Genomic DNA, 23096 nt, shown 5'->3' with positions numbered 1-23096 from the left:
TGTGCCGGTTCAGAAGTTCACGCCAAAGCTCAACGCGAGGAAGTCCCGGTCGGTCAGGGTGTTGTAGCGCCCGCCAAAAAAGTCGGTGTAGCTGAGGCTGGCGGTGTAGGTGTTGCGGTAGTCGGCATCCACGCCAACGCTCAGGGCCTTGGCGCCCTGGTTGAACAGGCCGTTGGGCCCGTAGCCGTTGACGTCATGGGACCAGGAAAGGTTGGGCTTGAAGTTGATGCCGGCGATCACGTTGCTGTAGTCGAGGATGGCCCGGGCGCGATAGCCCCAGGAGGTGGCCGTGACGAAACCGTCGGTGTCGCCCCCATAGCCGTATTGGCCGTACACCGAGTCCCGGCCGTAGCGCAGCTTGCTCTTGTCTTCCAGGCCTCCGACGTGGACCACTGCCGCCTCGCCCACCAGGGTCAGGCGGTCGGCCCCCAGCACCTGATCGAAGAACTGGGTCATGGAACTCTGGATCTGAGTGATTTCCTTGCGCCGGTAGCCGGTGTTGTCGGCCCCCATGGCGGTCTTGATCGGCGACGCCGCGCCCCCGGAAATAGGGTTGAGCAGGGCCAGGGTCAGGTCGTTGGTGTTGACCTGCACCGGCGCGTTGGGCCGATAGCTGATCTCGCCGGTCCAGGCGGTGCCGGTGGGCAGGGTGGTGGAGAAACTGGCGCCATACAGGCGGATGTCTTCCGGGTATTCGAGGTAGTACTGGCCACGGCCAAGCATCACGCTTTGCACCAGGCCACTGCCAGAACCCGGAACGATGCCGTTGGCGACGCCGGCAATCGCGCCCAGGGTCGCCGCGCTGACATTGGCCGTGGTGGTACTCACCACCGGGCTGCGGGAGTGGTAGTTCATGAAGTACAGGCCGTACTCGGTGTCATCGCCGAGCCAGCGCAGGGCGGCGCCCCACTGCCCGGAGTCGCGGGCATCACGATCACCGCCGCGGGGCAGGATCACCCCTTCGCGGGTCACCTGGAAGCCCTGGCCGAAGGCCGCCGCCACCGGCTGCAACGGCGCGATGGCCGGGCTGCCGACGGTGTAGCCGGTGGTGCAGCCATCGGCCACCACGTCGTTGCCGAAGAAGGTGCCGCAGTTGTCCACCACGGTCTGGTCCCACTCCAGCTGATAGAAGCCTTCCACGGTCAGCTGGTTGGTCAGGCCCTGGGAAGCGAACAGCATGTTCACCGGCACCAGGCCTTCCTTGATTTCGGCGCCGGGGCGGCGAAAGGCCGAGACATCCACAGGGTTGATGCTGTTGATGGAGTTGCCGATGAAGGTGCTCTCGCCCCAGCTGACCACCTGCTTGCCGGCACGCACGGTACCCGGCAGGTCGGCAATGGAATAGTTGTGGTAGACGAAGGCATCGAGGATCTGCGCCCCCGATGACTTGGCGCCCTCCTTGCGGTTGTGGTCGCTGATGGGCTTGAACTCGCGGTCTTCGTCCTTGAGCTCGAAGTCGTACCAGTACTTGCCGCGAACGAAGACCCCGGTGTCGCCGTACTTGAGTTCCAGGTCATGCAGGCCCTTGAAGATCTTCGAGAAGGTTTCGCCCTTCTTGAAGTTCAGGCGGCCATCGTCGCCGGTGGACGACTGGGCGGTACCGCCATTGACCGTTCCGACGAAGGCGCGGTCGGCATAGCGCATGCCCCAGCTGGCACCAACCGATAGCGACGAGTCGAACTGCCCTTCGATTTCCCCGATGTTGAACGACACCGCCTGCGCCTGGGCGCAGCAGCCCAGCGCCACCGCGACGGCCAGCGCCTGCGGTTTGAAGATGGCGCGCATTGTTATTCTTGTCATGCGTCTTCCCCGGTGAGTGACAGGAGGCCTCACCCTACTGCCGGGGTAGCACGGTCGATAAGCGCACCAAGGAGGTATTCGCGCTGTCACTCGAAGGAATTAGTGCCCTTGCCATCACGGCCGTTCAAGGGGTTATCCAGCGGCTGGATGCAGGCTTATCAGGGGCGTCGATGCAGGGGGATGACCGGGGCGAAAAAACGCTCAGACTGTTGCTCAGGCTGTAACAGTCCTTGTCCTGAATCGCTATTTTTCCGTACCCGGCCAGGGCTTATTCTTCACTCGCAGTCACGGCAAACAACCGCTTGCCACTGACCTTGCAAGTACCGGGCACGAACTGTTCCCGGGAATGATTTCCAGCCGCTTGAAGGCGTGTGATTCAAGCTGCTGCCCCTGGTTCACCGACGTTGATTTTGTAGCTCCTTGATCTAACGTCTTGCTTCGGCCGCTGCTCTTGCAGCGGCCTTTTTTATGCCTGGAACACCAGAGGAAAGTGGCAACTACGCCGCGTCGTCCTCGCTCTCGTCGTAATGAAACTTGTGCAGCAGACGGTGCGCCACTGGGGACAGGATCAAGCCCAGGGTGGCAGCGAAGACCAGGTTGGTATAAAGCCCGTAGCTGGCAAAAAACAGTTTGCCACCAGGGGTTTGCGGCATGTTGATGGGGCCGATGCCGCCGAGGATCATGGCCGCGTCATACAAGGCGTCATGGAAGGAAATGTCTTGTTCGAAGTACAGCAGGCCGCTGATACCCAGCAGCACCGAGAAGATGATCAGCGCCAGCACCACCAGCCCATGCATGCATAAACGGCGGATGAACAGCAGCCGCGACAATACCGGCTGATCCTTTGACTCATACATATGCAGCACTCCCTGTTCGTTCGCGGACCGTCGAGCATAGTGACGAACGCTGCAGGAGTAAAACCGCCGGGGCCAGGGCCCGGCGGGGTGATGCATCCAGCACTGAAAACCCGGCGCACTTAGCGCTAGAAGCCGGCCCCTATCACCCTGGCACAGGCGATAGGGGATGGACAAAGGGGCGCTTCAGAGGGCGTACTTTTGCAGATTCTGCATCATCTCCTTCAACGCCTCGATATTGTCCTTGGGGTGAGCCGCGCCCTCGAAGTCGCAGATCTGCTGCCAGTGGGCCGCCACGTCTTCCGGGGAAAAGCCCTGGCGAGGATCGAAGCCGGCGCCCAGGCTGCGCTCCCAGCGCACCTTGCCGATCCAGCCGCCGCCCACTTCGAACAGGCCGGAGGTTTCCTGGCACTGCTCGCTGCCCAGGTACACCACCAGCGGGCTGACCAGTTCGGGCTTGAGCTGCTCGAACACCTGGGGCGGAATCAGCCCCTCGGTCATCCGCGTGCCGCCGGTGGGTGCGATGGCGTTGACCAGGATGTTGTTCTTGCGCCCTTCGATGGCCAGGGTCCGGGTCAGGCCGTACAGGCCGAGCTTGGCCATGCCGTAGTTGGACTGGCCGAAGTTGCCATAGATGCCCGAGGTGGAAGCGGTGAAGATCACCCGCCCATACCCCTGGTCGCGCAGGTGTGGCCAGGCGGCGCGGGTGACCTTGTAGGCCCCCTCGACATGCACCCGATAAACCAGGTCCCAATCGGCGTCCTCCATCTTGTGGAAGGTCTTGTCCCGCAGGATCCCGGCGTTGTTGACCACCACATCGACCCGGCCAAACACATCCAGGGCGTTCTGCACGATCTTTTCACCGTCGGTGACCGAGTCATGGCTGGCTTCGGCGATACCGCCGGCCTCGCGGATCTGCGCCACCACGCGGTCGGCGGCCGAAGCGCTGGCGCCTTCGCCCTGGGCCGAGCCGCCGAGGTCGTTGACCAGCACCTTGGCGCCGTGCCGGGCGAACAGCAGTGCATGGGCCCGGCCCAGGCCACCGCCGGCTCCGGTGACAATCACCACTTTATCTTCCAAGCGCACAGACTCACTCATACCGAACTCCAGCAGGACCAATGGACAATGCTTCGAGTGTCAGGCAGCCAGCCTTTGGTCACAATAAAAACGTTTTGACCTGAATGGTGCGCAATAAGGCAGCGGGATAATCGCCTTGCCCGCTCAAGGCCGCGGGGTTCAGGAACACGCCAACCGTGATGATGGCGACAGCAGATTGTCGCGAAACTCCAGATAATGCTTGAGCACCGCCAGGGGCGCTTCGATCTGCGGGTAATGCCCGATGTTCGGCAGCAGCACCGTGTCGGCCCGTGGGATCAATTGCCGATAGCGCTCCACCATGTGTGCCCCGGAAATCGGGTCCAGGGCACCATCGATCACCCGCAGGGGCACCTCGCCGCGCTGCATGGCACTGACCCAACGTTCACGCCGGGCCCGGCGTTCAGGGATATAGCCGATCAGCTTGTGCAGGATTCGCGGGCCATCGTTGCTCTGCACCAGGCTCCAGAAATCATCCAGCACCGACTCGCTGGGGCGGTTCTGAGGGCCGAATATCTGCCGGAAACTCTTGGCCAGGCCCTGGCGGCTGAACGTTCGCCCGAGCATCCAGCCCAGCGGGCTGAGCAGCAGCTTCTGGGTCAGCACCGGGCGATGGGTTTCCGGGAACAGGCCGCCGTTGAGAAACACGCAACTGGCGATATCGATCCGCTCTTCGTAGTGCCGGGCCAGCAACTCCTGGGCAACGCTGTCGCCGTAGTCGTGGGCCAGCAGATGCACCGGCTCGGCGATACCCAGATGGGCCAGCAGCGCCTGCTGCAGGTCAGCCTGCTCCAGCAGGCTGTAGTCATGCTCCAGGGGCTTGGCCGAATCACCGAAGCCCAGCATGTCGCAGGCGATCACCTGATGATGCCGGGCCAGGGGCTGCCACAGGTAGTGCCAGTCCCAGCTGGCGGTGGGAAAGCCATGGATCAGCAGCAGCGGCTCGCCCTGCCCGGCCACCCAGTAACGGATGCGCTGGCCGCGAAAGAGCAGGTCATGTCCGCGTGTACGCCACACGCACAGCGGGATCTCGGCAATAGGCATCAGAGTGTGTAACCCGGGTCGAGTTGATCGAGTTTGCGCAGCAGGGCCGGCCAGGCCAGAGCGCCGCCCATGCCCTGAGCGCTGCGGGTGACACCGGCGATCATCGCCCTGGCCCCGGCCAGGATCGGCGCAGGGATGGCAATCAGCTCGGCGCCGCCGTTCTGCGCCAACACCTGGATCTCGCAGGCGCGCTGGAAGGTGAACATCATCAGGAAGGTGTCGGCGATGGTCGCGCCGCAGGTGAGCAGGCCATGGTTGTGCAGCATCAGGAAACTGTTGTCCCCCAGGTCGGCCTGCAGCCGGACCTTCTCCTCGGGGTTCAGGGCCACACCTTCATAGGGGTGGTAACCCAGGCTCGACAACACGAACAGCGACTGCTGGCTGATGGGCAACACGCCCTGCTTCTGCGCCGACACCGCAACCCCGGCCGCGGTATGGGTGTGCAGCACGCAAACCACATCGTGACGCACCGCATGCACCGCGCTGTGAATGGTGTAGCCCGCCGGGTTGATCTCGTAGGGGCTGTCCATCAGCTTGTTGCCGGCCTGGTCGACCTTCACCAGGCTCGACGCGGTGATCTCGTGGAACATCAGGCCAAACGGGTTGATCAGGAAATCTTCGGTGCCCGGCACCTTGGCGGAGATGTGGGTGAAAATCAGGTCGTCCCAGCCATGCATCGCCACCAGGCGATAGCAGGCAGCCAGGTCCACGCGGGTTTGCCACTCGATGGCGCTGACCTGGTTTTTTACACTCGGTGTCGATTGAACGGGGGCTAGGCTCACGGCAAGGACCTCGGTGATGGTTCTTATAGGAAGAGGACCTCCAGAGTCTAGACAGCTCACGCCGCTGGCGGAGTTGCATTGGCAGCCAGCTTGATGGCCGTGCGGGTCAGCCGGGAATCAGGCCCTGGCCCGGGGCTTGCGCGTCAAAGCAACGACGCCAGCAAAGGCGCGGCGAACAGGTTCAGAAGCCCGGTCAGGACCATCACCAGCCCTGCCACCGAACCTTCTTCACCCCCCACTTCATGGGCCCGGCTGACCCCTGCACCATGGGCCCCGACGCCAAACAGGGCGCCGCGGGCCAGGGCGCTGCGCAGCGGCAGCCAGCGCAGCAGCACACCGCCGAGCATGGCCCCGAACACCCCGGTGAACATCACGAATACCGCGGTCAGCTCGGGTACGCCGCCCAGGTCATGGGCCAGGGGCATGGCGAACGGCGTGGTGATGGAGCGCGGCACCAGGGACAGGGTCACCGAGCTGTCCAGGGCCAGGGCCTTGGCCAGGCCGAACGAGCTGCCAATGGAAGCCGCGCTGCCCGCCAGCATGCCCAGCAGCAATGCCGACCAGTGGCGCATCAGCAGTTGCCGCTGCTGCCAGATGGGAATGGCGAAGGCCACGGTCACCGGCCCCAGTACCAGCATCAGCCAGTGGGTATTGGCGGCGTATTCGGCGTAGGCGGTGTGCAGCGGCACGGCGACCGCCAGCAGCAGGGCCGGCACCAGAATCAGCGGCGACAGCAGGTAGCGCCCGGTGCGCCGGTAGATCCAGCGGCTGAACAGGTAGGCGCCCAGGGTCAGGGCCAGCCAGAACACCGGCATGGCTTCAAGCTTCATGGCGCATCCTCCAGCGGCACACCAGTTCCACGGTCAAGGCTGTCACCAGCATCACCAGCAGGGTGCTGACGCCTATTACCAGCAGAATTCGCCAGCCGTCCTGGCGCAGCAGGCCGCCGTAGTCCAGCAGGCTCATCAGTGCGGGAATGAAGAACAGCAGCATCTCGGCCATCAACAGGCCGGCCCCCAGCTGCAGGGCCGCCGGCTTGATCCAGCCCAGGGCGAAGGCCAGCAGCAACAGCGCAAGGCCCATGACCCCACCGGGAATCGGCCAGGGCAGCCAGCTGGCCAGTTGGCAGCCGAGAAAATAGATGGCCAGCAGCACCGCCAGTTCAAGAATCAGGCGGCCCAGGCGTTTGCAGGTGGAAATGTTCATGGTGGTTCGGTCCTCTCAGGGGCTTATTTTATGAAAAGCCCCATCATTACCGAAGCGAATTGTTAGACTGGAAGCCATTCCAATCTGGAATCAACGCCATGGATTTCAAACAACTGCGCAGCTTTGTCGAGGTCATCCGCCAGGGCGGCTTCACCCAGGCGGCCAGGACCCTGCACATCAGCCAGTCGGCGGTCAGCAAGCAGATCGCCCAGCTGGAACAGAGCCTCGGCACGCCCTTGCTGGAGCGCCAGGGTTCGCATATCCACCTCACCGCCGCCGGCAACGTGGTGCTGCAACGGGCCGAAGGCATGTTGCGCCTGCGCCACGAACTGCTCAGCGAACTGGACGACCTGAGCCAGCTGGCACGGGGTGAACTGCGCCTGGGGCTGCCGCTGCTAGGCAGTGACGCGCTGTTCGCCAGCCGTTTTGCCGAATACCGCCGGCGCTATCCGAATATCCAGGTGCAGTTGCTCGAAGGCGGCAGCCTGAATGTCGAACAGGCGGTGCGCAACGGCGAACTGGAACTGGGGGGAAGCCTGACCCCCAAGGACCCGGCGTTCGCCTACCAGCCCTTCTGCGATGAACCGCTGGATGCCTTGCTGCCCGCCGATCACCCCTTGGCGATGAACGCCCAGGTACGCCTGGAAGAACTGGCGGACACGCCGTTCCTCCTGTACCAGCGCAGTTTCGTGCTCAACGACCGGCTGTTGCAGGCCTGCCAGCAGGTGGGTTTCACCCCCAGGGAAGGCGGGCGCAGCGGCCAGGCGGATTTCCTGGCGGCGCTGGTGGCCGCCGGCCAGGGCGTGGTGCTGTTGCCCAGTGTGGTGGCCCGTGGCCTGGTGCGGCCTGGGGTGGTGCGCCTGACCTTGAAGGCGCCGGACTACCTGCGATGGGATATCGCCTTCATCTGGCGCCAGGGCGCTTATCTGTCCAAGGCAGCGCAAGCCTGGCTGGCGCTGCTGCGGGAACAGCCGGTCAGCCCCGCAGGGCGCTGATCAGCTCGGCCAGCCAGGGCTCGGCGTCGGTTTCCGGGGTCACGCTCTCGCTGGCGTCCAGGCGCAGCATGGGCAGCACTTCCTGCACGCCCAGCTCGGCGAACAGCTCGCGCATCTGCTCGCCACCGCCACAGAAGGTATCGCCGTAGCTGGAATCCCCCAGGCCGATGACCGCTCCGGGCAACCCGCGCCAGGCGGCGGGCAACTGATCGCGAATACTCGAATACAGCGGCAGCAGGTTGTCCGGCAACTCGCCCATGCCGGTGGTGGAGGTCACGGCCAGAAACGCCTGCGGGGCGAAGGCCTGAAGCTCGGCCAGAGTGGCGCGCGAGTTGTGCCAGGCCTCGAAACCTGCGGCGTTGAGGAGTTTGGCGGCATGCCGGGCGACTTCTTCAGCCGTGCCGTACACCGAGCCGGAAAGGATGGCGACTTTCATCAATCTGATCCTGAAGCTGACTAAAAGGCTGGGATATTAACAGCTACGGAGTAAAATCCCGCCTGTGCCGCCACCTCTGCTGCAAAGCGCTGGTGGACAGCGGGCCAGCCTCTCTTACACTCCAGCACTTGCTGATCGAAAGCGGAACTTCAGGATGATCAACGCTCATCTGCTGCAACGGATGATCAACGCCTCCAACGACGGGATTGTGGTCGCCGAGCAGGAAGGCGAAGACAACATCGTGATCTATGTGAACCCGGCCTTCGAGCGGCTGACCGGCTACAGCGCCGACGAAGTGCTGTACCAGGATTGCCGCTTCCTGCAATCCGGGGACCGTGACCAGCCAGGCCTGGAAGTGATCCGCCAGGCCCTGCGACAAGGCCGGCCGTGCCGCGAGGTGCTGCGCAACTACCGCAAGGACGGCAGTCACTTCTGGAATGAGCTGTCGATCACCCCGGTATTCAATGACAGTGATCAGCTGACCTATTTCATCGGCGTGCAGAAAGACGTCAGCGTCCAGGTCAAGGCCCAGCAACGCTTGCTCCAGCTGGAGCAGCAACTGGCCGAAGTGCAAGCTGAACTGGCCGCCCTCAAGGCGACCAGCGGCCACTAATAAATCGCGGAATTCGTGGTCGTAGGGATATTCCCCGCCGATCTGTCCTCCACCCTCCGAGCAACATCATGCAGCGTGACGCCCTCCTCACCCAGGATGAACTGGACTTCATCCAGACCATGCAGCACAACCCGCAGCTCAATGTGCGTGATACCACCTCGAGCCTGATGGTCAATGGCGGCGCGCAGATCCGTGACCTGCTGACGCGCCTGGCGGCCAATGAAAAGGTCACCATCCAGGCCCGTTTCGACAACCAGCAGATGACCTTCCCGCTGCAGCTGGTGGAAGACGAATTTCATGCCCTGCACCTGCGGCTGGGGGTGCCGAGCATCTTCGAGGATGGGCCCATGGTGCGCCCCTGGCGCCTGGCCCTGGAGCAGCCGGTGGCCCTGGAAAATGCCAGGGGCCAGCCTGGCCGCCTGTGGGTTCGGGAGGTCTCGTTCAAGGGGATATTGGTGGAGATCCGCAACGGTACCCGGCCACCGCGGCAGTTCGCCCAGTGGTTCAGCCCCTCGGGCTATGAACGGATTGCCCTGCACGGGCGCTTCGAGCGCCAGACCGAAGCCGGTTTCTACGCCTACCGCCTGGATCAGAGCGACCTGGAAGAAACCGAGCGCCTGCGCCAGTTCATCCTCCAGCAGCACCGCCACAGCCATCCGGCATTGCACGCCTGAAGGCTAGCGCCTCAAAGGAACCCGCGCAGGCGCTGCTGCATCAAGCGCCCCTCGTTACCCAGGCAAGCCACCGGCGAACCGACCAGGCTGTCCTGGGCCAGGTCCGCCGCGTCCCCGGCCAGCAGCAATGGGCAATCCAGGGTCAGTGCCAGGCGCTTGAGGCGCTTGGGCAACTCGGCCGAGGGTGCGTGATTGGAAAACACCACCAGGGCTACCGGCGCGACCTTTTCGCAGACCAGGGTCAGTTCCTCCAGCGGCACACCCGCGCCTAGAAGGCGCACACCGATCGGGTCCTGCCCGAGCATCAGCGCCGCCACCAACAGCTCCAGTTCGCGGCATTGCTCATTGAGCGCCGTCAGCAGCAGATAGCGGCTCTGGGTGGCGCGTTGCAACAGCAGGCGCTGGGTAATCCGCGCCCGCAGAAAGCCATCCAGGAACAGCCATTCGCTGGTCTGGCCAAAAGCCTCGCGCGCCAGCAGTAACTGCTTCCAGAACGGCAGGAAGATGTCCTGGAACACCACCGGCAAGGCATAGCTGGAGAAGATCTGCCCGTAGAGGCGCTCAAGCTGCTCCTCATCGAACGCGCTGACCGCCAGCTTCAATTGATCGCGCCACTGGCCGTATTCGCCCTGCAAGCCGCCATCCACCGGAGCCTTGAGCTGGGCCTGGGCAGCCCGGCCCTTGGCCAGGATCTTGCCCACTTTGCTCACCGCCACGCCGCGTTCGATCCAGCCGAGAATCTCACGCACCGCCTCAACATCGTGCATGGAGTACAGGCGATGCCCACTTTCGGTGCGTGTCGGCTGAATCAGACCGTAGCGTCGTTCCCAGGCCCTCAGGGTCACCGGGTTGATTCCGGTCAGGCGCGCCACCTCACGGATCGGAAACAACTCGTCCTGACGAACGGCTTCGGGGGCGTGAGGGGCAGGGGCAAGTTCAGTCATGACGGGCATCTGGGAAGAAAACACCGGAAAACAAAGTGGCGATCATTCTACTCCCCTCAGGTGGCGATGCTTCAAGCACGAGAAAAACCGACCGCCGTCATTGGTGCCTGGGCAGCAATCAGGAATAATCCTTGCTTGCTTCAGGCGCGGCCCGCCACCCCGGTGCCTCGTCAAGCGACTGCCTTACCCAGGCAGCGCATTGGTTTTACGGAGATACATAATGTCTACCTCACCCGTCACCCTGATGGTTGCCCGGCGCGTTGCCGACGGCCGTTACCAGGACCTGATCGCCTGGCTGCGCGAAGGCGAACAACTGGCCACCGACTTTCCCGGCTACCTGGGTTCCGGCGTTCTTGCGCCGCCACCCAACGATGACGAATTCCAGATCATCTTCCGCTTCGCCGACGAATCCACCCTGCATACCTGGGAACACTCCGCCTCGCGTACGGCCTGGCTGGCCCGGGGCAGCGACCTGTTCGCCCACCCTTCGGAGCACCGGGTCAGCGGTATCGACGGCTGGTTCGGCGCCGCCGGCCATCGCCCGCCGCGCTGGAAGCAGGCCGTGGCCATCTGGCTGGCATTCTTCCCGGTGTCGCTGCTGTTCAACTTTGTCCTGGGCCCGTTGCTCGGCGACCTGAGCCTGCTGCCTCGGGTATTTGTCAGCACCCTGGCCCTGACACCGCTGATGGTCTATTTCTTCATTCCACTGTCCACCCGGCTGCTGGCCAACTGGCTCAACAGCACACCGGCCCGACCGCTGCCGGCCACCCCCTCGACGCAGAATCCGTGATTCGCCGGCAAGCCGGCTCTTACCACACCTCGCGCAATATTTGCGCCTACCGTAGAAGCTGGCTTGCCAACGAAAAAACCCCGCAAGATCGCATTCGCCGGCAAGCCCGTTGCCTGCAGGCACAGGGCCTTCCCTCGCTGGTATAGTTTTCCCACTACCCGCGACGCGAGCCCTTCATGAACACCTCTCCTGCCCCGATCCTGATCACCGGCGCCAGCCAGCGAGTCGGCCTGCATTGCGCCCTGCGCCTGCTCCAAGACGGGCAGCCGGTGATCGTCACCTACCGCAGCCAGCGCCCGGGCCTTGAGGCCCTGCGGGAAAAGGGCGCGACCCTGCTGTTCGCCGATCTCTCCAGCGAAACCGGGATCCTGGCCCTGATCACCGAGCTGAAAAACCGTACCCAGAGCCTGCGGGCCATCGTCCACAACGCCTCGGAATGGCTGGAGGAGAGCCCAGGCGAGGAAGCAGCGGCCTTTGCCCGGATGTTCGGCGTGCACATGCTGGCGCCCTACCTGATCAACCTGCATTGCGCCGAGTTGCTGCAGCGCTCGAGCCCGGCAGACATCATCCACATCAGCGACGACGTGACTCGCAAGGGCAGCAGCAAGCACATCGCCTACTGCGCCAGCAAAGCCGGCCTGGACAGCCTGACCCTGTCCTTCGCAGCGAAATACGCCCCGACAATCAAGGTCAACGGCATTGCCCCGGCCCTGCTATTGTTCAACCCCGACGACGACGCGGCGTACCGCGCCAAGACCCTGGCCAAATCCGCGCTGGGCATCGAACCCGGCAGCGAAGTGATTTACCAGAGCCTGCGCTATCTGCTGGACAACCCCTATGTCACCGGCACCACCCTGACCGTCAACGGCGGGCGGCACCTCAAGTAAGCCGGCCCCTGTGAGGACCTTGCATGACCCTTTCCCTGCCCCAGCACTATCGCGAGATCCTCAAGGACCTGGGCGAAGACCCCGAGCGCGAAGGCCTGCTCGATACCCCCAAGCGCGCGGCCAAGGCCATGCAGTACCTGTGTCACGGCTACGGCCAGTCGCTGGAGGACATCGTCAACGGCGCGCTGTTTGCTTCCGACAGCGATGAAATGGTGATAGTCGCCGACATCGAGCTGTATTCCCTGTGCGAACATCACCTGCTGCCCTTCATCGGCAAGGCCCATGTGGCTTATATTCCTACCGGCAAGGTCCTGGGGCTGTCGAAGATCGCGCGGATCGTCGACATGTTCGCCAGGCGCCTGCAGATCCAGGAAAATCTCACTCGGGAAATCGCCGACGCGGTACAGAGCGTGACTCAGGCCGCCGGCGTCGCGGTGGTGATCGAGGCCAAGCACATGTGCATGATGATGCGCGGCGTCGAGAAACAGAATTCCACCATGCACACCTCGGTGATGCTCGGCGCCTTCCGCGATTCGAGCACCACTCGCCAGGAATTCCTGCAATTGATTGGACGGAGCAAGTAGCAATGCCACAACTTCAGCCAGGAATGGCTCGTATCCGAGTCAAGGACCTGCTCCTGCGGACCTACATCGGAATCAACGAGGAAGAGATCCTCAACAAGCAGGATGTGCTGATCAACCTGACCATCCTCTACGCGGCCCAGGACGCGGTGCGGGACAACGACATCGACCACGCACTGAACTACCGCACCATCACCAAGGCGATCATTGCCCATGTCGAGGGCAACCGCTTTGCCCTGCTGGAGCGCCTGACCCAGGAGCTGCTGGACCTGGTGATGAGCAACGCCTCGGTGCAGTACGCCGAAGTCGAAGTCGACAAACCCCACGCCCTGCGTTTTGCCGAGTCGGTGTCGATCACCCTCGCGGCCAGCCGCGCCAGCGCCTAGAAAACTGCCACAAGTGGCAAGTGCCCGCCTGGGCGCTTGCCCCTGTCCCGGAGAAACCCCATGACTGAACAACAACGCCTGGAACTGGAAGCCGCGGCCTTTCGCCGCCTGGTGGCCCACCTAGACAGCCGCAAGGACGTACAGAACATCGACCTGATGAACCTCGCCGGGTTCTGCCGCAACTGCCTGTCCAAGTGGTACAAGGCCGAGGCCGACGAACGCCAGATCGAGGTCAGCCTCGATGACGCTCGTGAAGTGGTGTATGGCATGCCCTACGCCGAATGGAAAAATCTCTACCAGAAAGAAGCCAGCGCCGAGCAGCAAGCGGCGTTCGCCAAAGGAAAACCCCAATGACTGACCTGAACACCCTGCGCGCCAGCCTGAACAGCGGTGAACACGCTTTTGCCGACACCCTGGCCTTTGTCGCCGCCGGCTATGACTACCAGCCCCAGGCCTTCAACAACGGCGGCGTGGAAAACGCCGCCGGGCAGAACGAAGGTTCGTGCAAGACCTTGGGCCTGGCCCTGCTGGAAGGCCTGAGCGACGAAGAGGCCCTGCTGGCCTTCGGCGAACACTACCGCTCGGTACTGGCCACCCCCGAAGGCACTGACCACGGCAATATCCGCGCCCTGATCGTTCACGGCCTGGCCGGGGTCAAGTTCTCCACCCAGCCGCTGACCCGCCGCTGATCCGCATTCTGTAGGAGCTGGCTCGCCGGCGAAGGCGTCAGCACAGCGGCGCAAGGCTCGAGGGCCTGTTCGCCGGCAAGCCGGCTGCTACCGTGCAACACCCATAAAAAAACCGGCTTGCGCCGGTTTTTTTATGGGTGGCAAATCAGAACGAAGCGTTCTGCAGGCCGTCCAGGTAACGCTCGGTGTCCAGTGCCGCCATGCAACCGGCGCCGGCCGAGGTGATGGCCTGGCGGTAAACGTGGTCGGCCACGTCGCCGGCAGCAAAGATGCCCTCGACGCTGGTGGCGGTGGCATTGCCGTCACGGCCGCCCTGCACGACCAGGTAACCGTCCTTGAGGGTCAACTGGCCTTCGAACAGCGAGGTGTTCGGGGTGTGGCCGATGGCGATGAACACGCCGTCGACCTTCAGCTCGTCGAAGCTGCCGTCGTTGTTCTTCAGGCGGGCACCGGTCACGCCCATGTTGTCACCCAGGACTTCGTCCAGGTTGGCATTGAGCTTGAGGATGATCTTGCCTTCGGCCACCCGGGCGTTGAGCTTGTCGATCAGGATCTTCTCGGCGCGGAAGGTTTCGCGACGGTGGATCAGGGTCACGGTGCTGGCGATGTTGGCCAGGTACAGCGCTTCTTCAACAGCGGTGTTACCGCCACCGACCACTGCCACCGGCTTGTTGCGATAGAAGAAGCCGTCGCAGGTGGCACAGGCGGAAACACCCTTGCCCATGAACGCTTCTTCCGAAGGTAGGCCCAGGTAGCGAGCGCTGGCACCGGTGGCGATGATCAGGGCGTCGCAGGTGTAGGTCGCGCTGTCACCGGTCAGGGTGTAGGGCTTGGCTGCGAAGTCCACGGCATTGATGTGATCGAAGACGATTTCAGTCTCGAAACGCTCGGCGTGCTCGCGCATCCGCTCCATCAGGGCCGGGCCGGTCAGGCCGTGCACGTCACCCGGCCAGTTGTCGACTTCGGTAGTGGTGGTCAGCTGGCCACCGGCCTGCATGCCGGTAATCAACAGCGGCTTCAGGTTGGCACGGGCGGCATAGACGGCGGCGCTGTAACCGGCAGGGCCGGAACCGAGAATAATCACACGCGAATGGCGTACTTCAGACATGACTCACTCCTATCGACCGGCCCGGCTAGCCTGGCGCGGAACGCCGGATTGCCGGCTGGAATAAAAAAGGACGGCGAAACCTTGGGGAAGGCTTGAACTCGTCCGTCCAAAAAATAATGGGTGAAGCGTATAGAGGGGGCGAAGATTAAGGAAATACGGTTTAACAATCCAGCTCATAGGCGGTCTCTATCCTCAGGAGGCCTATTTGAAAGGGTCTTTGTTACCGTTGATGTCGACCGCTTCGCCGTGCTTTCGCCCCCAGGACAAAGCCGGTAAGGTCGGCGCGTTTTCATTCTGCTCGGAGCGCTCTATGCCCGCCCCTGTCCTGTCCGGCCCGCAATACCTGCGTGAAGGCCTGAAGCTGGTCCTCAGCCCCGGCCTGCGCCTGTTCGTGCTCCTGCCCCTGGCAATCAACCTGGTGCTGTTCGTCGGATTGATCTATTTCGCCGGCCATCAATTCAGCCTCTGGGTCGATGCGCTGATGCCGTCCCTGCCCAGTTGGCTGAGTTTCCTCAGCTATGTCATCTGGCCGCTGTTCGTGGTGCTGGTGGCCTTCATGGTGTTTTTCAGCTTCACCATGCTGGCCAACATCATCGCCGCACCCTTCAACGGTTTCCTCTCGGAAAAAGTCGAAACCGTGGTGCGCGGCACCGATGATTTCCCGCCCTTCAGCTGGGGTGAGCTGATTGCCATGATCCCCCGCACCCTGGCGCGGGAAATGCGCAAGCTCGGCTACTTCCTGCCCCGGGCCATCGGCCTGTTCATCCTCTCGCTGATTCCGGTGGTCAACCTGATTGCCGCGCCGCTGTGGCTGCTGTTCGGTATCTGGATGATGGCTATCCAGTACATCGACTACCCGGCGGACAACCACAAGATGAGCTGGCAGGACATGCTCGCCTGGCTGCGCCAGAAGCGCTGGCAGAGCCTGGGCTTTGGCGGCATCGTCTACCTGGCGCTGCTGATCCCGCTGGTCAATATCCTGATGATGCCGGCCGCCGTGGCCGGTGCCACGCTGTTCTGGGTGCGTGAACGCGGGGTGGAGAACCTGCCGGCCAAATAAGGCCGGGGCGTCATAAATCCATCATCGCAAGGTCACAATGGCGACATGGCCTCAGCCGACACTGAGGCCATGACGACAGCTCTGCATATCACCCTCATCACTGAAACCTTCCCACCGGAAATCAATGGCGTGGCCAATACCCTTGGCCGCCTCTGCGAGGGCCTGCGCGCCCGTGGGCATCAGGTTGAGCTGGTGCGCCCGCGCCAGGGTTGCGACCAGAGCCGGGCCAGCGACGAAGCCCTGCTGCTGTGCCGGGGCTGGCCGCTGCCGGGCTACCCGGGGCTGCAATGGGGCCAGTCGTCGATGCACAAGCTGCTGCGACGCTGGAAACGCCAGCGCCCGGACGTGCTCTATATCGCCACCGAGGGGCCGCTGGGGCTGTCTGCGCTGCGGGCCGCCAAGCGCCTGGGAATCTCCGTGGTCAGCGGCTTTCACACCAACTTCCAGCAGTACTCCAGCCAATATGGCCTGGGTTTGCTGACCCGCCTGCTGACCCACTATCTGCGCTGGTTCCACAACCGCTCGCAACTGACCCTGGTACCCAGCGCCAGCCAGCACCTGGAGCTGGAGCGCCGGCATTTCGAACGCCTGGCCTTGCTGTCCCGGGGCGTCGACAGCCAACTGTTCCACCCGGCCAAGCGGCTCGATACGCTGCGGGCCGACTGGGGCCTGGGCACCGATGACCTGGCGGTGATCCACGTTGGGCGCCTGGCGCAGGAGAAGAACCTGGGCTTGCTCAAGCGCTGCTTCGAACGCCTGCAGGCGACTTATCCACAGCGCAGGATGAAGCTGATCGTGGTGGGTGACGGCCCGCAGCGTGGGGCTCTGGAAAAAAGCCTGCCCGAGGCCCTGTTCTGTGGCAGCCAGCGGGGCGAAGCCCTGGCCGCCCACTACGCCTGCGGGGACCTGTTCCTGTTTCCCAGCCTCACCGAAACCTTCGGCAACGTGGTGCTGGAGGCTCTGGCCTCGGGGCTCGCGGTGGTGGCCTACGATCAGGCTGCCGCAGCCCAGCATATCCGCCATGGCTACAACGGCGTGCTGGCCATGCCCGGCGACGAAAGCGCCTTCTGCGACGCTGCCAACTGGCTGCTGGAAGAACCGGAAACCTTGCGCCGGGTACGCCTCAACGCCCGCCAGCATGCCAGCCGCCAGGGCTGGGCCGCGGTTATCGAGCAGTTTGAAGATCGCCTGCGCAGTGCCTGCGAGCACGGGCCGGCCGAGGATTACGAAGGGCTTATCGAAGCTACGGTCAAACCCCGCAGCGCGGTGGAGACACTCGGCACGGCAAGGGGGCTCCCCCCCTCGCCGCCCGGAGCCGGCAGTTAAACCAGGGTCGTCAGCGCGTCACGGCTGAACGGCAGGATGTCCTGCTCGCGACCTTCACGGACTTTCTGCGCCCAATCCGGATCCACCAGCAGTGCACGGCCCACGGCCACCAGATCGAACTCGTCGTTGTTCAGACGCTGCAGCAGGTTTTCCAGGCTGGCCGGCTGCGCCACCTTGTCGGTGTTGACCATGAACTGCAGGAACTCACCGTCCAGGCCGACGCTGCCCACGGTGATGGTGGGCTTGCCGGTGAGTTTGCGAGTCCAGCCCGCCAGGTTGAGGTCGGAACCTTCGAACTCAGGCTCCCAGAAGCGGCGGGTCGAGCAGTGGAAGATATCCACACCGGCATCCGCCAGCGGCTTGAGGAAGGCCTCCAGAGCTTCCGGGGTCTGCACCAGGCGCGCGCTGTAGTCCTGCTGCTTCCACTGGGAAAAACGCAGGATGATCGGGAAATCCGGACCGACGGCAGCCCGCACGGCCTGGATCAGCTCAATGGCGAAGCGCGAGCGCTGGGCCAGGTCGCCACCGTATTCATCGGTACGCTGGTTGGTGCCTTCCCAGAAGAACTGGTCCACCAGGTAACCATGGGCGCCATGGATCTCCACGCCGTCCATGCCGATGCTCTGGGCATCCTTGGCGGCCTGGGCAAAGGCTGCGATCACCTCCTGGATGTCCTGGTGGGTCATGCCGTGCACCAGCACCTTGCCGTCCTTGAGCTTCTCGGTGGGGCCGTAGCCGGGCACGCTGGCGTCCGGCTCGGTGCCCAGGCGCCGCACATTGCCCACATGCCAGAGTTGCGGGACGATCTTGCCGCCTTCGGCGTGGACCGCATCCACCACCTTCTTCCAGCCGGCCAGGGCCGCCTCGCCATGGAACTGCGGCACATTGGGGTAACCATTGGCAGCCTGGTGACCCACCGTGGTGCCCTCGGTAATGATCAGGCCGACACCCGCAGCAGCGCGGCGGCGGTAATACTCGATGACCTTGGAGTTGGGCACGCCACCGGGGGAAAACGACCGGGTCATTGGTGCCATCACCACGCGAGTCGGCAGTTCCAGCGCGCCGAGTTGAAAGGGTTTGAACAAGGCTTGAACAGGCATGCTGCGCTCCGAGAAAAAGGCTTGAGTCGATATTCGACGCACAAGACTGCGCCGGGTACCGGCCCCGGCGCACTTATGATGAGGATAATATTCCCCCCTCAATACGCTGCCCAGCATTATTGATTTGAGTGATTTAGATGCAAAAACGCCGCATTGCAGCGGCGTGAAAGAGGTGCCCGTCAGTGGTTAGCTCAGGGCCTTTTCGATGGCCTGGACCACTGTCGGATCATCGGGAGCGGTACGCGGCGAGAAACGCGCCAGTACCCGGCCGTCCTTGCCCAATAGGAATTTCTCGAAGTTCCAGGTGATGTCCCCGGGAAACTCGGCGCCTTCGCCCGCCAGCAGGCGGTACAGCTGATGGCGCTCGGGACCGTTCACGTCCAGTTTGCTGCTCAAGGGAAAGGTCACCCCGTAGTTGAGGCTGCAAAACTCCTGGATCTCCTGCTCGGTGCCCGGTTCCTGCCCGGCGAACTGGTTGCAAGGCAACCCCAGCACGCTGAATCCCTGGGCCTTGTATTGCTGGTAGAGATTCTCCAGCGCCGCATATTGTGGTGTCAGACCACATTTGGAGGCGACGTTGACCACCAGCACGACGTGCCCCTTGAAGGGCGCGAGCGGCAGCTCCTGACCATCCAGGGCTTTCAATTTAAGGTCGTGAAAAGCACTCATGACGAACTCCAAATTCCTGTGTTCTTACAGAAAACAGCCTCTCGACAGTACAGCCAAAAGCCGCGGACTAAAAAGGCGCCCTCGGGCGCCTCTCCAGTAAGCTTGAGCTTAGCGCAGAAAATCAGTGGTGATGGCCACCTTCGCCATGGACGTGACCATGAGCGATTTCTTCCTGGCTGGCGTCACGGATGGCAACGATCTTGACCTGGAAATTCAGGCGCTGACCGGCCAGCGGATGGTTGCCGTCGACGGTAACGTCGTCGCCGTCCAGGTCACGGATGGTCACGATCTGCATCTGGCCGTCCGGAGCGGAAGCGTGGAACTGCATGCCCACTTCCAGTTCGTCAACGCCTTCGAACATGCTGCGGCTCAGGGTGCTGACCAGTTCGGCAGCGTATTCGCCGTAGGCATCTTCAGGTTCTACGGAGACTTTCAGTTCGTCACCAACTTGCTTGCCTTCCAGGGCCTTTTCCAGACCAGGAATGATGTTACCTGCGCCTTGCAGGTAAACCAGCGGGGCGCCGCCGGCAGAGCTGTCGATGACCTCACCAGCGTCGTTGGTGAGGGTATAGTCGATGGAGACAGCCTTATTGGCGGCGATCAGCATGGGGCGGGACCTTTTGCATAAGAATGAAGAACGTCCAAGTTTAGCGAAGCAATCGCTCGAAAGCGAACGGAACCCGGACCAACGGAACGTGAAAAATCACTCGACAATCTGCGGTTTTCACCAGGATGAAGAAGGCCATTGGGTGGCTGAACTGTCCTGCGGGCATACCCAGCACCTGCGCCACCAACCGCCCTGGCAGTCCCGGGCCTGGGTCCTGGAGCCGCAGTTGCGAGCCAAAAAAATAGGCCAGCGCTTTGCCTGCGGCTGGTGTGCTCAAGCCCCGGATAACGATAACCTTAGCGCCTGACTTCAGGCAGACGGCCAAAGACCGTCGCCTTTGCCATGCACCTTCTGAGAATTCGCATGCAAACTTTTTTCATCGCGCCCACCGATTTTGGAGTGGGTCTGACCTCCATCAGCCTCGGGCTGGTGCGTACGCTGGAACGGGCTGGCCTCAAGGTCGGCTTCTTCAAACCCATAGCCCAACCTCACCCCGGTGACACCGGCCCCGAGCGTTCCACCGAACTGGTGGCGCGCACCCATGGCCTGAAACCGCCACAACCCCTGGGCCTGGCCCATGTGGAGCGGATGCTCGGCGACGGCCAGCTGGATGAGTTGCTGGAAGAAATCATCACCCTCTACCAGCAGGCAGCCATCGGCAAGGATGTATTGATCGTCGAAGGCATGGTGCCGACCCGCAGTGCCAGCTACGCCGCCCGGGTCAACCTGCACCTGGCAAAAAGCCTGGATGCCGAGGTGATCCTGGTATCCGCCCCGGAAAACGAAGTGCTCACCGAGCTGTCCGGCCGGGTCGAGTTGCAGGCCCAGCTGTTCGGCGGCCCGCGGGACCCGAAAGTGCTGGGGGTGATCCTCAACAAGGTGCGCACCGACGAAAGCATGGAGGCGTTTTCCGCGCGCTTGAAGGAACATTCGCCCTTGCTGCGCAGCGGCGACTTCCGCCTGCTGGGCTGCATTCCCTTCCAACCGGAACTGAACGCGCCGCGCACCCGTGACGTAGCGGACCTGATGGGCGCCCAGGTGCTCAACGCCGGCGACTACGAAAGCCGGCGCATGACCAAGATCATCATTTGCGCCCGCACCATGCGCAATACCGTGGAACTGCTCAAGCCCGGCGTGCTGGTGGTGACCCCGGGCGACCGTGACGACATCATCCTCGCCGTGAGCCTGGCGGCCATCAACGGTGTGCCCCTGGCCGGCCTGCTGCTGACCAGCGACACCCTGCCCGACCCGCGGATCATGGAGCTCTGCCGGGGCGCCCTGAACGCCGGCCTGCCAGTGCTTTCGGTGAGCACCGGATCCTACGACACCGCCAACCAGCTCAATGGCCTGAACAAGGAAATTCCCATCGATGACCGCGAGCGCGCGGAAATCATCACCGACTTCGTCGCCAGTCACCTGGACGCCAACTGGCTGCACCAGCGCTGCGGCACCCCGCGGGAAATGCGCCTGTCGCCTGCGGTGTTCCGCTACCAGTTGATCCAGCGCGCCCAGCAGGCCAACAAGCGTATCGTCCTGCCCGAAGGCAGCGAGCCGCTGACCGTGCAGGCCGCCGCCATCTGCCAGGCCCGGGGCATCGCCCGCTGCGTGCTGCTGGCCAAGCCCGAGGACGTGCACGCGGTGGCCCGGGCCCAGGGCATCGAACTGCCCGAAGGCCTGGAGATTCTCGACCCGGACCTGATTCGCCAACGCTACGTGGAGCCCATGGTGGCCCTGCGCAAGAGCAAGAGCCTCAACGCTCCCATGGCCGAGCAGCAACTGGAAGATCCGGTGGTGATCGGCACGGTGATGCTGGCCCTGGATGAAGTCGATGGCCTGGTTTCCGGGGTCATCCACTCCACTGCCAACACCATCCGCCCGGCCCTGCAGTTGATCAAGACCGCGCCGGGCTGCAGCCTGGTGTCCTCGGTGTTCTTCATGCTGTTCCCCGAGGAAGTGCTGGTGTATGGCGACTGCGTGATGAACCCGCACCCCAGCGCCAGCGAGCTGGCGGAAATCGCCCTGCAGAGCGCCGACTCGGCAGCCGCCTTCGGTATCACCCCGCGCGTGGCGATGATCAGCTACTCCAGCGGCGACTCGGCCAGCGGCGAGGAAGTGGAGAAAGTTCGCGAAGCCACCCTGCTGGCCCACGAAGCCCAGCGTTCGCTGCTGATCGACGGGCCCCTGCAATACGACGCCGCGGCCAACGAAAACGTCGCCCGGCAACTGGCCCCTAACAGCCAGGTCGCGGGCAAGGCCACGGTCTTCGTGTTCCCTGACCTCAACACCGGCAACACCACCCACAAGGCGGTGCAACGCAGCGCCGATTGCGTGAGCCTGGGGCCGATGCTGCAAGGCCTGCGCAAGCCGGTGAACGACCTGCCCCGGGGCGCCCAGGTGGACGACATCGTCTACACCATCGCCCTTACCGCGATTCAAGCCGCCAACCGACCTATGGATGTCTAAATGCTGGAATTTCTACCTGCCGTGGTGCGCGGAGTCATCGCCTCGCTCCTGTTGGCGCTGAACACCATCCTGCTGTGCTCGTTCCTGTTCTGCGTGGCGTTGGTCAAGGCCCTGCCCTTCGCCCTCACCCAGCGCTTGAGCCTGTGGCTGATGAACCACACCCACGAAGCCTGGATCAGCAACAACAAGGCCTGGATGCAGTTGGTATGCCGTACCCGTTGGCACGTGCAGGGCCTGGAAGGCCTGGATTACCAGCACTCCTACCTGGTCACCAGCAACCACCAGAGCTGGGTCGACATCATGGTCCTGCAGTACGTGCTCAACCGGCGTATCCGCCCCCTGAAGTTCTTCCTCAAGCAGGAGCTGATCTGGGTGCCGGTGATTGGTCTGGCCTGGTGGGCCCTGGGCTTTCCGTTCATGAAGCGCTACTCCAAGGCGTACCTGGAGAAGCACCCGGAAAAGAAAGGCAAGGACCTGGAAACCACGCGCAAGACCTGTGCGAAGTTTCGCAACAACCCGGTGGGCATCTTCAACTTCGTCGAGGGCACGCGCTTTACCGACGCCAAGCACGCCCAGCAGCAATCGCCGTTCCGCTACCTGCTCAAGCCCAAGGCCGGCGGCATCGCCTTTGTCCTGGATGCCATGGGCGAGCAACTGCAGTCGATCATCGATGTGACCATCCACTACCCGGCGGGCCGCCCCGGTTTCTGGGACCTGCTGTGCGGCAGGGTCAAGGATGTGGTGGTGCGTTTCGAAGAGGTGCAGATCCCGGCGCAGTTCCTTGGCAAGAACTACGAGCAGGACACGGCCTATCGCCAGGAATTCCAGGGCTGGATCAACCAGCAGTGGCTGGACAAGGATGCGCTGCTCGAAACGCTGCATCGGGAGTATCCGGCAAGACCCTGAGGGCCTTTTCGCTGGCAAGCCAGCTCCTGCGGGTCTGCACCCTACTTACCGGCGAACGCTATCTGAAGCGCACAAAAAAGC

Annotated in this window: 27 protein-coding genes; 14 read left to right on the top strand and 13 right to left on the bottom strand. The window is 63.2% G+C overall.

Annotation, left to right across the window (positions count from 1 at the left end; genetic code table 11):
• Nucleotides 1-9: 9 nt before the first annotated feature.
• The 7 genes from AC1RGE_RS12185 to AC1RGE_RS12155 all read right to left on the bottom strand — a co-directional run bounded on the left by AC1RGE_RS12185 (nt 10) and on the right by AC1RGE_RS12155 (nt 6781).
• Nucleotides 10-1800 carry a DUF1302 domain-containing protein gene (locus tag AC1RGE_RS12185; RefSeq protein WP_492584352.1) on the bottom strand — a complete coding sequence of 597 codons (1791 nt, stop codon included), beginning with the start codon at nt 1798-1800 and terminating at the stop codon, nt 10-12.
• Nucleotides 1801-2297: 497 nt separating this feature from the next.
• A complete protein-coding gene (locus AC1RGE_RS12180; protein WP_019093356.1) occupies nt 2298-2657 on the bottom strand; it encodes a hypothetical protein in 360 nt (119 codons plus the stop codon).
• A gap of 183 nt (nt 2658-2840) precedes the next feature.
• Nucleotides 2841-3752 carry an SDR family oxidoreductase gene (locus tag AC1RGE_RS12175; protein WP_011059315.1) on the bottom strand — a complete coding sequence of 304 codons (912 nt, stop codon included), beginning with the start codon at nt 3750-3752 and terminating at the stop codon, nt 2841-2843.
• A 138-nt stretch (nt 3753-3890) separates the two neighbouring features.
• The gene (locus AC1RGE_RS12170; RefSeq protein WP_015634188.1) at nt 3891-4793 is read right to left on the bottom strand and encodes an alpha/beta fold hydrolase; all 903 of its coding nucleotides are present in this window, start codon (nt 4791-4793) and stop codon (nt 3891-3893) included.
• A complete protein-coding gene (locus tag AC1RGE_RS12165) occupies nt 4793-5575 on the bottom strand; it encodes a class II aldolase/adducin family protein (protein ID WP_011059313.1) in 783 nt (260 codons plus the stop codon). The genes AC1RGE_RS12170 and AC1RGE_RS12165 overlap by 1 nt, the downstream gene beginning before the upstream one ends.
• Before the next feature lie 143 nt (nt 5576-5718).
• Nucleotides 5719-6405, bottom strand: a complete 687-nt coding sequence (locus AC1RGE_RS12160; RefSeq protein ID WP_011059312.1) for an LrgB family protein — start codon at nt 6403-6405, stop codon at nt 5719-5721.
• Complete coding sequence (locus AC1RGE_RS12155) at nt 6395-6781, bottom strand: CidA/LrgA family protein (protein ID WP_072443027.1); 387 nt, start codon at nt 6779-6781, stop codon at nt 6395-6397. The genes AC1RGE_RS12160 and AC1RGE_RS12155 overlap by 11 nt, the downstream gene beginning before the upstream one ends.
• A 98-nt stretch (nt 6782-6879) precedes the next feature.
• Between AC1RGE_RS12155 and AC1RGE_RS12150 the strand changes: the two genes are divergently transcribed.
• Complete coding sequence (locus tag AC1RGE_RS12150) at nt 6880-7776, top strand: LysR family transcriptional regulator (protein ID WP_011059310.1); 897 nt, start codon at nt 6880-6882, stop codon at nt 7774-7776.
• Here the strand turns inward: AC1RGE_RS12150 and AC1RGE_RS12145 are convergent.
• Nucleotides 7757-8212: a flavodoxin gene (locus AC1RGE_RS12145; protein WP_011059309.1), complete on the bottom strand. Its 456-nt coding sequence runs from the start codon at nt 8210-8212 to the stop codon at nt 7757-7759. The two genes, AC1RGE_RS12150 and AC1RGE_RS12145, sit on opposite strands and share 20 nt — an antisense overlap.
• Nucleotides 8213-8366: 154 nt before the next feature.
• Here AC1RGE_RS12145 and AC1RGE_RS12140 point away from each other — a divergent pair, with 154 nt between their 5' ends.
• Together AC1RGE_RS12140 and AC1RGE_RS12135 are read left to right on the top strand one after the other, a co-directional pair.
• Nucleotides 8367-8825: a PAS domain-containing protein gene (locus AC1RGE_RS12140; RefSeq protein WP_011059308.1), complete on the top strand. Its 459-nt coding sequence runs from the start codon at nt 8367-8369 to the stop codon at nt 8823-8825.
• A gap of 68 nt (nt 8826-8893) precedes the next feature.
• On the top strand, nt 8894-9499 hold the full coding sequence (locus AC1RGE_RS12135; protein WP_011059307.1) for a hypothetical protein: 606 nt from the start codon (nt 8894-8896) through the stop codon (nt 9497-9499).
• Between the two features lie 11 nt (nt 9500-9510).
• Here the strand turns inward: AC1RGE_RS12135 and AC1RGE_RS12130 are convergent, their stop codons facing one another.
• A complete protein-coding gene (locus tag AC1RGE_RS12130; RefSeq protein WP_015634184.1) occupies nt 9511-10452 on the bottom strand; it encodes a MerR family transcriptional regulator in 942 nt (313 codons plus the stop codon).
• Nucleotides 10453-10663: 211 nt separating this feature from the next.
• On the opposite strand from AC1RGE_RS12130, the gene AC1RGE_RS12125 reads away from it, so the two are divergent.
• From AC1RGE_RS12125 to AC1RGE_RS12100, 6 genes are all read left to right on the top strand, one after another.
• A complete protein-coding gene (locus AC1RGE_RS12125; RefSeq protein ID WP_011059305.1) occupies nt 10664-11233 on the top strand; it encodes an antibiotic biosynthesis monooxygenase in 570 nt (189 codons plus the stop codon).
• A 176-nt stretch (nt 11234-11409) separates the two neighbouring features.
• Entirely contained in the window at nt 11410-12120 is a 711-nt protein-coding gene (gene folM / locus AC1RGE_RS12120; RefSeq protein ID WP_053156397.1) for a dihydromonapterin reductase, read from the top strand.
• A 23-nt stretch (nt 12121-12143) separates the two neighbouring features.
• Complete coding sequence (folE, locus tag AC1RGE_RS12115; protein WP_011059303.1) at nt 12144-12704, top strand: GTP cyclohydrolase I FolE; 561 nt, start codon at nt 12144-12146, stop codon at nt 12702-12704.
• Nucleotides 12705-12706: 2 nt separating this feature from the next.
• A complete protein-coding gene (folX, locus tag AC1RGE_RS12110) occupies nt 12707-13087 on the top strand; it encodes a dihydroneopterin triphosphate 2'-epimerase (protein WP_011059302.1) in 381 nt (126 codons plus the stop codon).
• A 60-nt stretch (nt 13088-13147) separates the two neighbouring features.
• Nucleotides 13148-13441 (top strand): DUF1244 domain-containing protein, encoded by a 294-nt coding sequence (locus AC1RGE_RS12105; RefSeq protein ID WP_011059301.1) that lies wholly within the window; start codon nt 13148-13150, stop codon nt 13439-13441.
• Complete coding sequence (locus AC1RGE_RS12100; protein ID WP_015634180.1) at nt 13438-13776, top strand: HopJ type III effector protein; 339 nt, start codon at nt 13438-13440, stop codon at nt 13774-13776. The genes AC1RGE_RS12105 and AC1RGE_RS12100 overlap by 4 nt, the downstream gene beginning before the upstream one ends.
• Before the next feature lie 145 nt (nt 13777-13921).
• Here the strand turns inward: AC1RGE_RS12100 and trxB are convergent, their stop codons facing one another.
• Nucleotides 13922-14884 carry a thioredoxin-disulfide reductase gene (gene trxB, locus AC1RGE_RS12095; RefSeq protein WP_011059299.1) on the bottom strand — a complete coding sequence of 321 codons (963 nt, stop codon included), beginning with the start codon at nt 14882-14884 and terminating at the stop codon, nt 13922-13924.
• 310 nt (nt 14885-15194) lie between these two features.
• Between trxB and cysZ the strand changes: the two genes are divergently transcribed.
• Both cysZ and AC1RGE_RS12085 read left to right on the top strand, forming a co-directional pair.
• On the top strand, nt 15195-15944 hold the full coding sequence (cysZ, locus tag AC1RGE_RS12090; RefSeq protein ID WP_011059298.1) for a sulfate transporter CysZ: 750 nt from the start codon (nt 15195-15197) through the stop codon (nt 15942-15944).
• A 45-nt stretch (nt 15945-15989) separates the two neighbouring features.
• Nucleotides 15990-17270 (top strand): glycosyltransferase family 4 protein, encoded by a 1281-nt coding sequence (locus AC1RGE_RS12085; protein ID WP_103289890.1) that lies wholly within the window; start codon nt 15990-15992, stop codon nt 17268-17270.
• Here the strand turns inward: AC1RGE_RS12085 and AC1RGE_RS12080 are convergent.
• The 3 genes from AC1RGE_RS12080 to AC1RGE_RS12070 all read right to left on the bottom strand — a co-directional run bounded on the left by AC1RGE_RS12080 (nt 17267) and on the right by AC1RGE_RS12070 (nt 19646).
• A complete protein-coding gene (locus tag AC1RGE_RS12080) occupies nt 17267-18370 on the bottom strand; it encodes an NADH:flavin oxidoreductase (RefSeq protein WP_011059296.1) in 1104 nt (367 codons plus the stop codon). The two genes, AC1RGE_RS12085 and AC1RGE_RS12080, sit on opposite strands and share 4 nt — an antisense overlap.
• Before the next feature lie 186 nt (nt 18371-18556).
• The gene (locus AC1RGE_RS12075; RefSeq protein ID WP_011059295.1) at nt 18557-19039 is read right to left on the bottom strand and encodes a glutathione peroxidase; all 483 of its coding nucleotides are present in this window, start codon (nt 19037-19039) and stop codon (nt 18557-18559) included.
• Nucleotides 19040-19160: 121 nt separating this feature from the next.
• Nucleotides 19161-19646, bottom strand: coding sequence for an FKBP-type peptidyl-prolyl cis-trans isomerase (locus tag AC1RGE_RS12070; protein ID WP_011059294.1), 486 nt, complete (start codon nt 19644-19646; stop codon nt 19161-19163).
• Between AC1RGE_RS12070 and AC1RGE_RS12065 the strand changes: the two genes are divergently transcribed.
• From AC1RGE_RS12065 to yihG, 3 genes are read left to right on the top strand one after another with little or no spacing between them, the layout of a single operon-like run.
• Nucleotides 19615-19953, top strand: a complete 339-nt coding sequence (locus AC1RGE_RS12065) for a DUF3565 domain-containing protein (protein WP_011059293.1) — start codon at nt 19615-19617, stop codon at nt 19951-19953. The two genes, AC1RGE_RS12070 and AC1RGE_RS12065, sit on opposite strands and share 32 nt — an antisense overlap.
• Nucleotides 19954-20009: 56 nt before the next feature.
• The gene (gene pta / locus AC1RGE_RS12060) at nt 20010-22109 is read left to right on the top strand and encodes a phosphate acetyltransferase (RefSeq protein WP_019096051.1); all 2100 of its coding nucleotides are present in this window, start codon (nt 20010-20012) and stop codon (nt 22107-22109) included.
• Nucleotides 22110-23015, top strand: a complete 906-nt coding sequence (gene yihG, locus AC1RGE_RS12055) for a 1-acylglycerol-3-phosphate O-acyltransferase, YihG family (RefSeq protein WP_011059291.1) — start codon at nt 22110-22112, stop codon at nt 23013-23015.
• The last annotated feature ends 81 nt before the right edge of the window (nt 23016-23096 follow it).

This window comes from Pseudomonas sp. GW823-FHT02C05, from assembly GCF_058797595.1.
The sequence above is the reverse complement of the archived record's forward strand: the minus strand, read 5'-3'. Positions and strand labels throughout refer to the sequence as shown.

Bases quoted from the DNA above. Each gene is read 5' to 3' on its own strand.
- AC1RGE_RS12185 (WP_492584352.1), bottom strand. From the start codon at position 1,800: ATGACAAGAATAACAATGCGCGCCATCTTCAAACCGCAGGCGCTGGCC.
- AC1RGE_RS12180 (WP_019093356.1), bottom strand. From the start codon at position 2,657: ATGTATGAGTCAAAGGATCAGCCGGTATTGTCGCGGCTGCTGTTCATC.
- AC1RGE_RS12175 (WP_011059315.1), bottom strand. From the start codon at position 3,752: ATGAGTGAGTCTGTGCGCTTGGAAGATAAAGTGGTGATTGTCACCGGA.
- AC1RGE_RS12170 (WP_015634188.1), bottom strand. From the start codon at position 4,793: ATGCCTATTGCCGAGATCCCGCTGTGCGTGTGGCGTACACGCGGACAT.
- AC1RGE_RS12160 (WP_011059312.1), bottom strand. From the start codon at position 6,405: ATGAAGCTTGAAGCCATGCCGGTGTTCTGGCTGGCCCTGACCCTGGGC.
- AC1RGE_RS12155 (WP_072443027.1), bottom strand. From the start codon at position 6,781: ATGAACATTTCCACCTGCAAACGCCTGGGCCGCCTGATTCTTGAACTG.
- AC1RGE_RS12150 (WP_011059310.1), top strand. From the start codon at position 6,880: ATGGATTTCAAACAACTGCGCAGCTTTGTCGAGGTCATCCGCCAGGGC.
- AC1RGE_RS12145 (WP_011059309.1), bottom strand. From the start codon at position 8,212: ATGAAAGTCGCCATCCTTTCCGGCTCGGTGTACGGCACGGCTGAAGAA.
- AC1RGE_RS12140 (WP_011059308.1), top strand. From the start codon at position 8,367: ATGATCAACGCTCATCTGCTGCAACGGATGATCAACGCCTCCAACGAC.
- AC1RGE_RS12135 (WP_011059307.1), top strand. From the start codon at position 8,894: ATGCAGCGTGACGCCCTCCTCACCCAGGATGAACTGGACTTCATCCAG.
- AC1RGE_RS12130 (WP_015634184.1), bottom strand. From the start codon at position 10,452: ATGCCCGTCATGACTGAACTTGCCCCTGCCCCTCACGCCCCCGAAGCC.
- AC1RGE_RS12125 (WP_011059305.1), top strand. From the start codon at position 10,664: ATGTCTACCTCACCCGTCACCCTGATGGTTGCCCGGCGCGTTGCCGAC.
- folM (WP_053156397.1), top strand. From the start codon at position 11,410: ATGAACACCTCTCCTGCCCCGATCCTGATCACCGGCGCCAGCCAGCGA.
- folE (WP_011059303.1), top strand. From the start codon at position 12,144: ATGACCCTTTCCCTGCCCCAGCACTATCGCGAGATCCTCAAGGACCTG.
- folX (WP_011059302.1), top strand. From the start codon at position 12,707: ATGCCACAACTTCAGCCAGGAATGGCTCGTATCCGAGTCAAGGACCTG.
- AC1RGE_RS12105 (WP_011059301.1), top strand. From the start codon at position 13,148: ATGACTGAACAACAACGCCTGGAACTGGAAGCCGCGGCCTTTCGCCGC.
- AC1RGE_RS12100 (WP_015634180.1), top strand. From the start codon at position 13,438: ATGACTGACCTGAACACCCTGCGCGCCAGCCTGAACAGCGGTGAACAC.
- trxB (WP_011059299.1), bottom strand. From the start codon at position 14,884: ATGTCTGAAGTACGCCATTCGCGTGTGATTATTCTCGGTTCCGGCCCT.
- cysZ (WP_011059298.1), top strand. From the start codon at position 15,195: ATGCCCGCCCCTGTCCTGTCCGGCCCGCAATACCTGCGTGAAGGCCTG.
- AC1RGE_RS12085 (WP_103289890.1), top strand. From the start codon at position 15,990: ATGGCCTCAGCCGACACTGAGGCCATGACGACAGCTCTGCATATCACC.
- AC1RGE_RS12080 (WP_011059296.1), bottom strand. From the start codon at position 18,370: ATGCCTGTTCAAGCCTTGTTCAAACCCTTTCAACTCGGCGCGCTGGAA.
- AC1RGE_RS12075 (WP_011059295.1), bottom strand. From the start codon at position 19,039: ATGAGTGCTTTTCACGACCTTAAATTGAAAGCCCTGGATGGTCAGGAG.
- AC1RGE_RS12065 (WP_011059293.1), top strand. From the start codon at position 19,615: ATGGAGACAGCCTTATTGGCGGCGATCAGCATGGGGCGGGACCTTTTG.
- AC1RGE_RS12070 (WP_011059294.1), bottom strand. From the start codon at position 19,646: ATGCTGATCGCCGCCAATAAGGCTGTCTCCATCGACTATACCCTCACC.
- pta (WP_019096051.1), top strand. From the start codon at position 20,010: ATGCAAACTTTTTTCATCGCGCCCACCGATTTTGGAGTGGGTCTGACC.
- yihG (WP_011059291.1), top strand. From the start codon at position 22,110: ATGCTGGAATTTCTACCTGCCGTGGTGCGCGGAGTCATCGCCTCGCTC.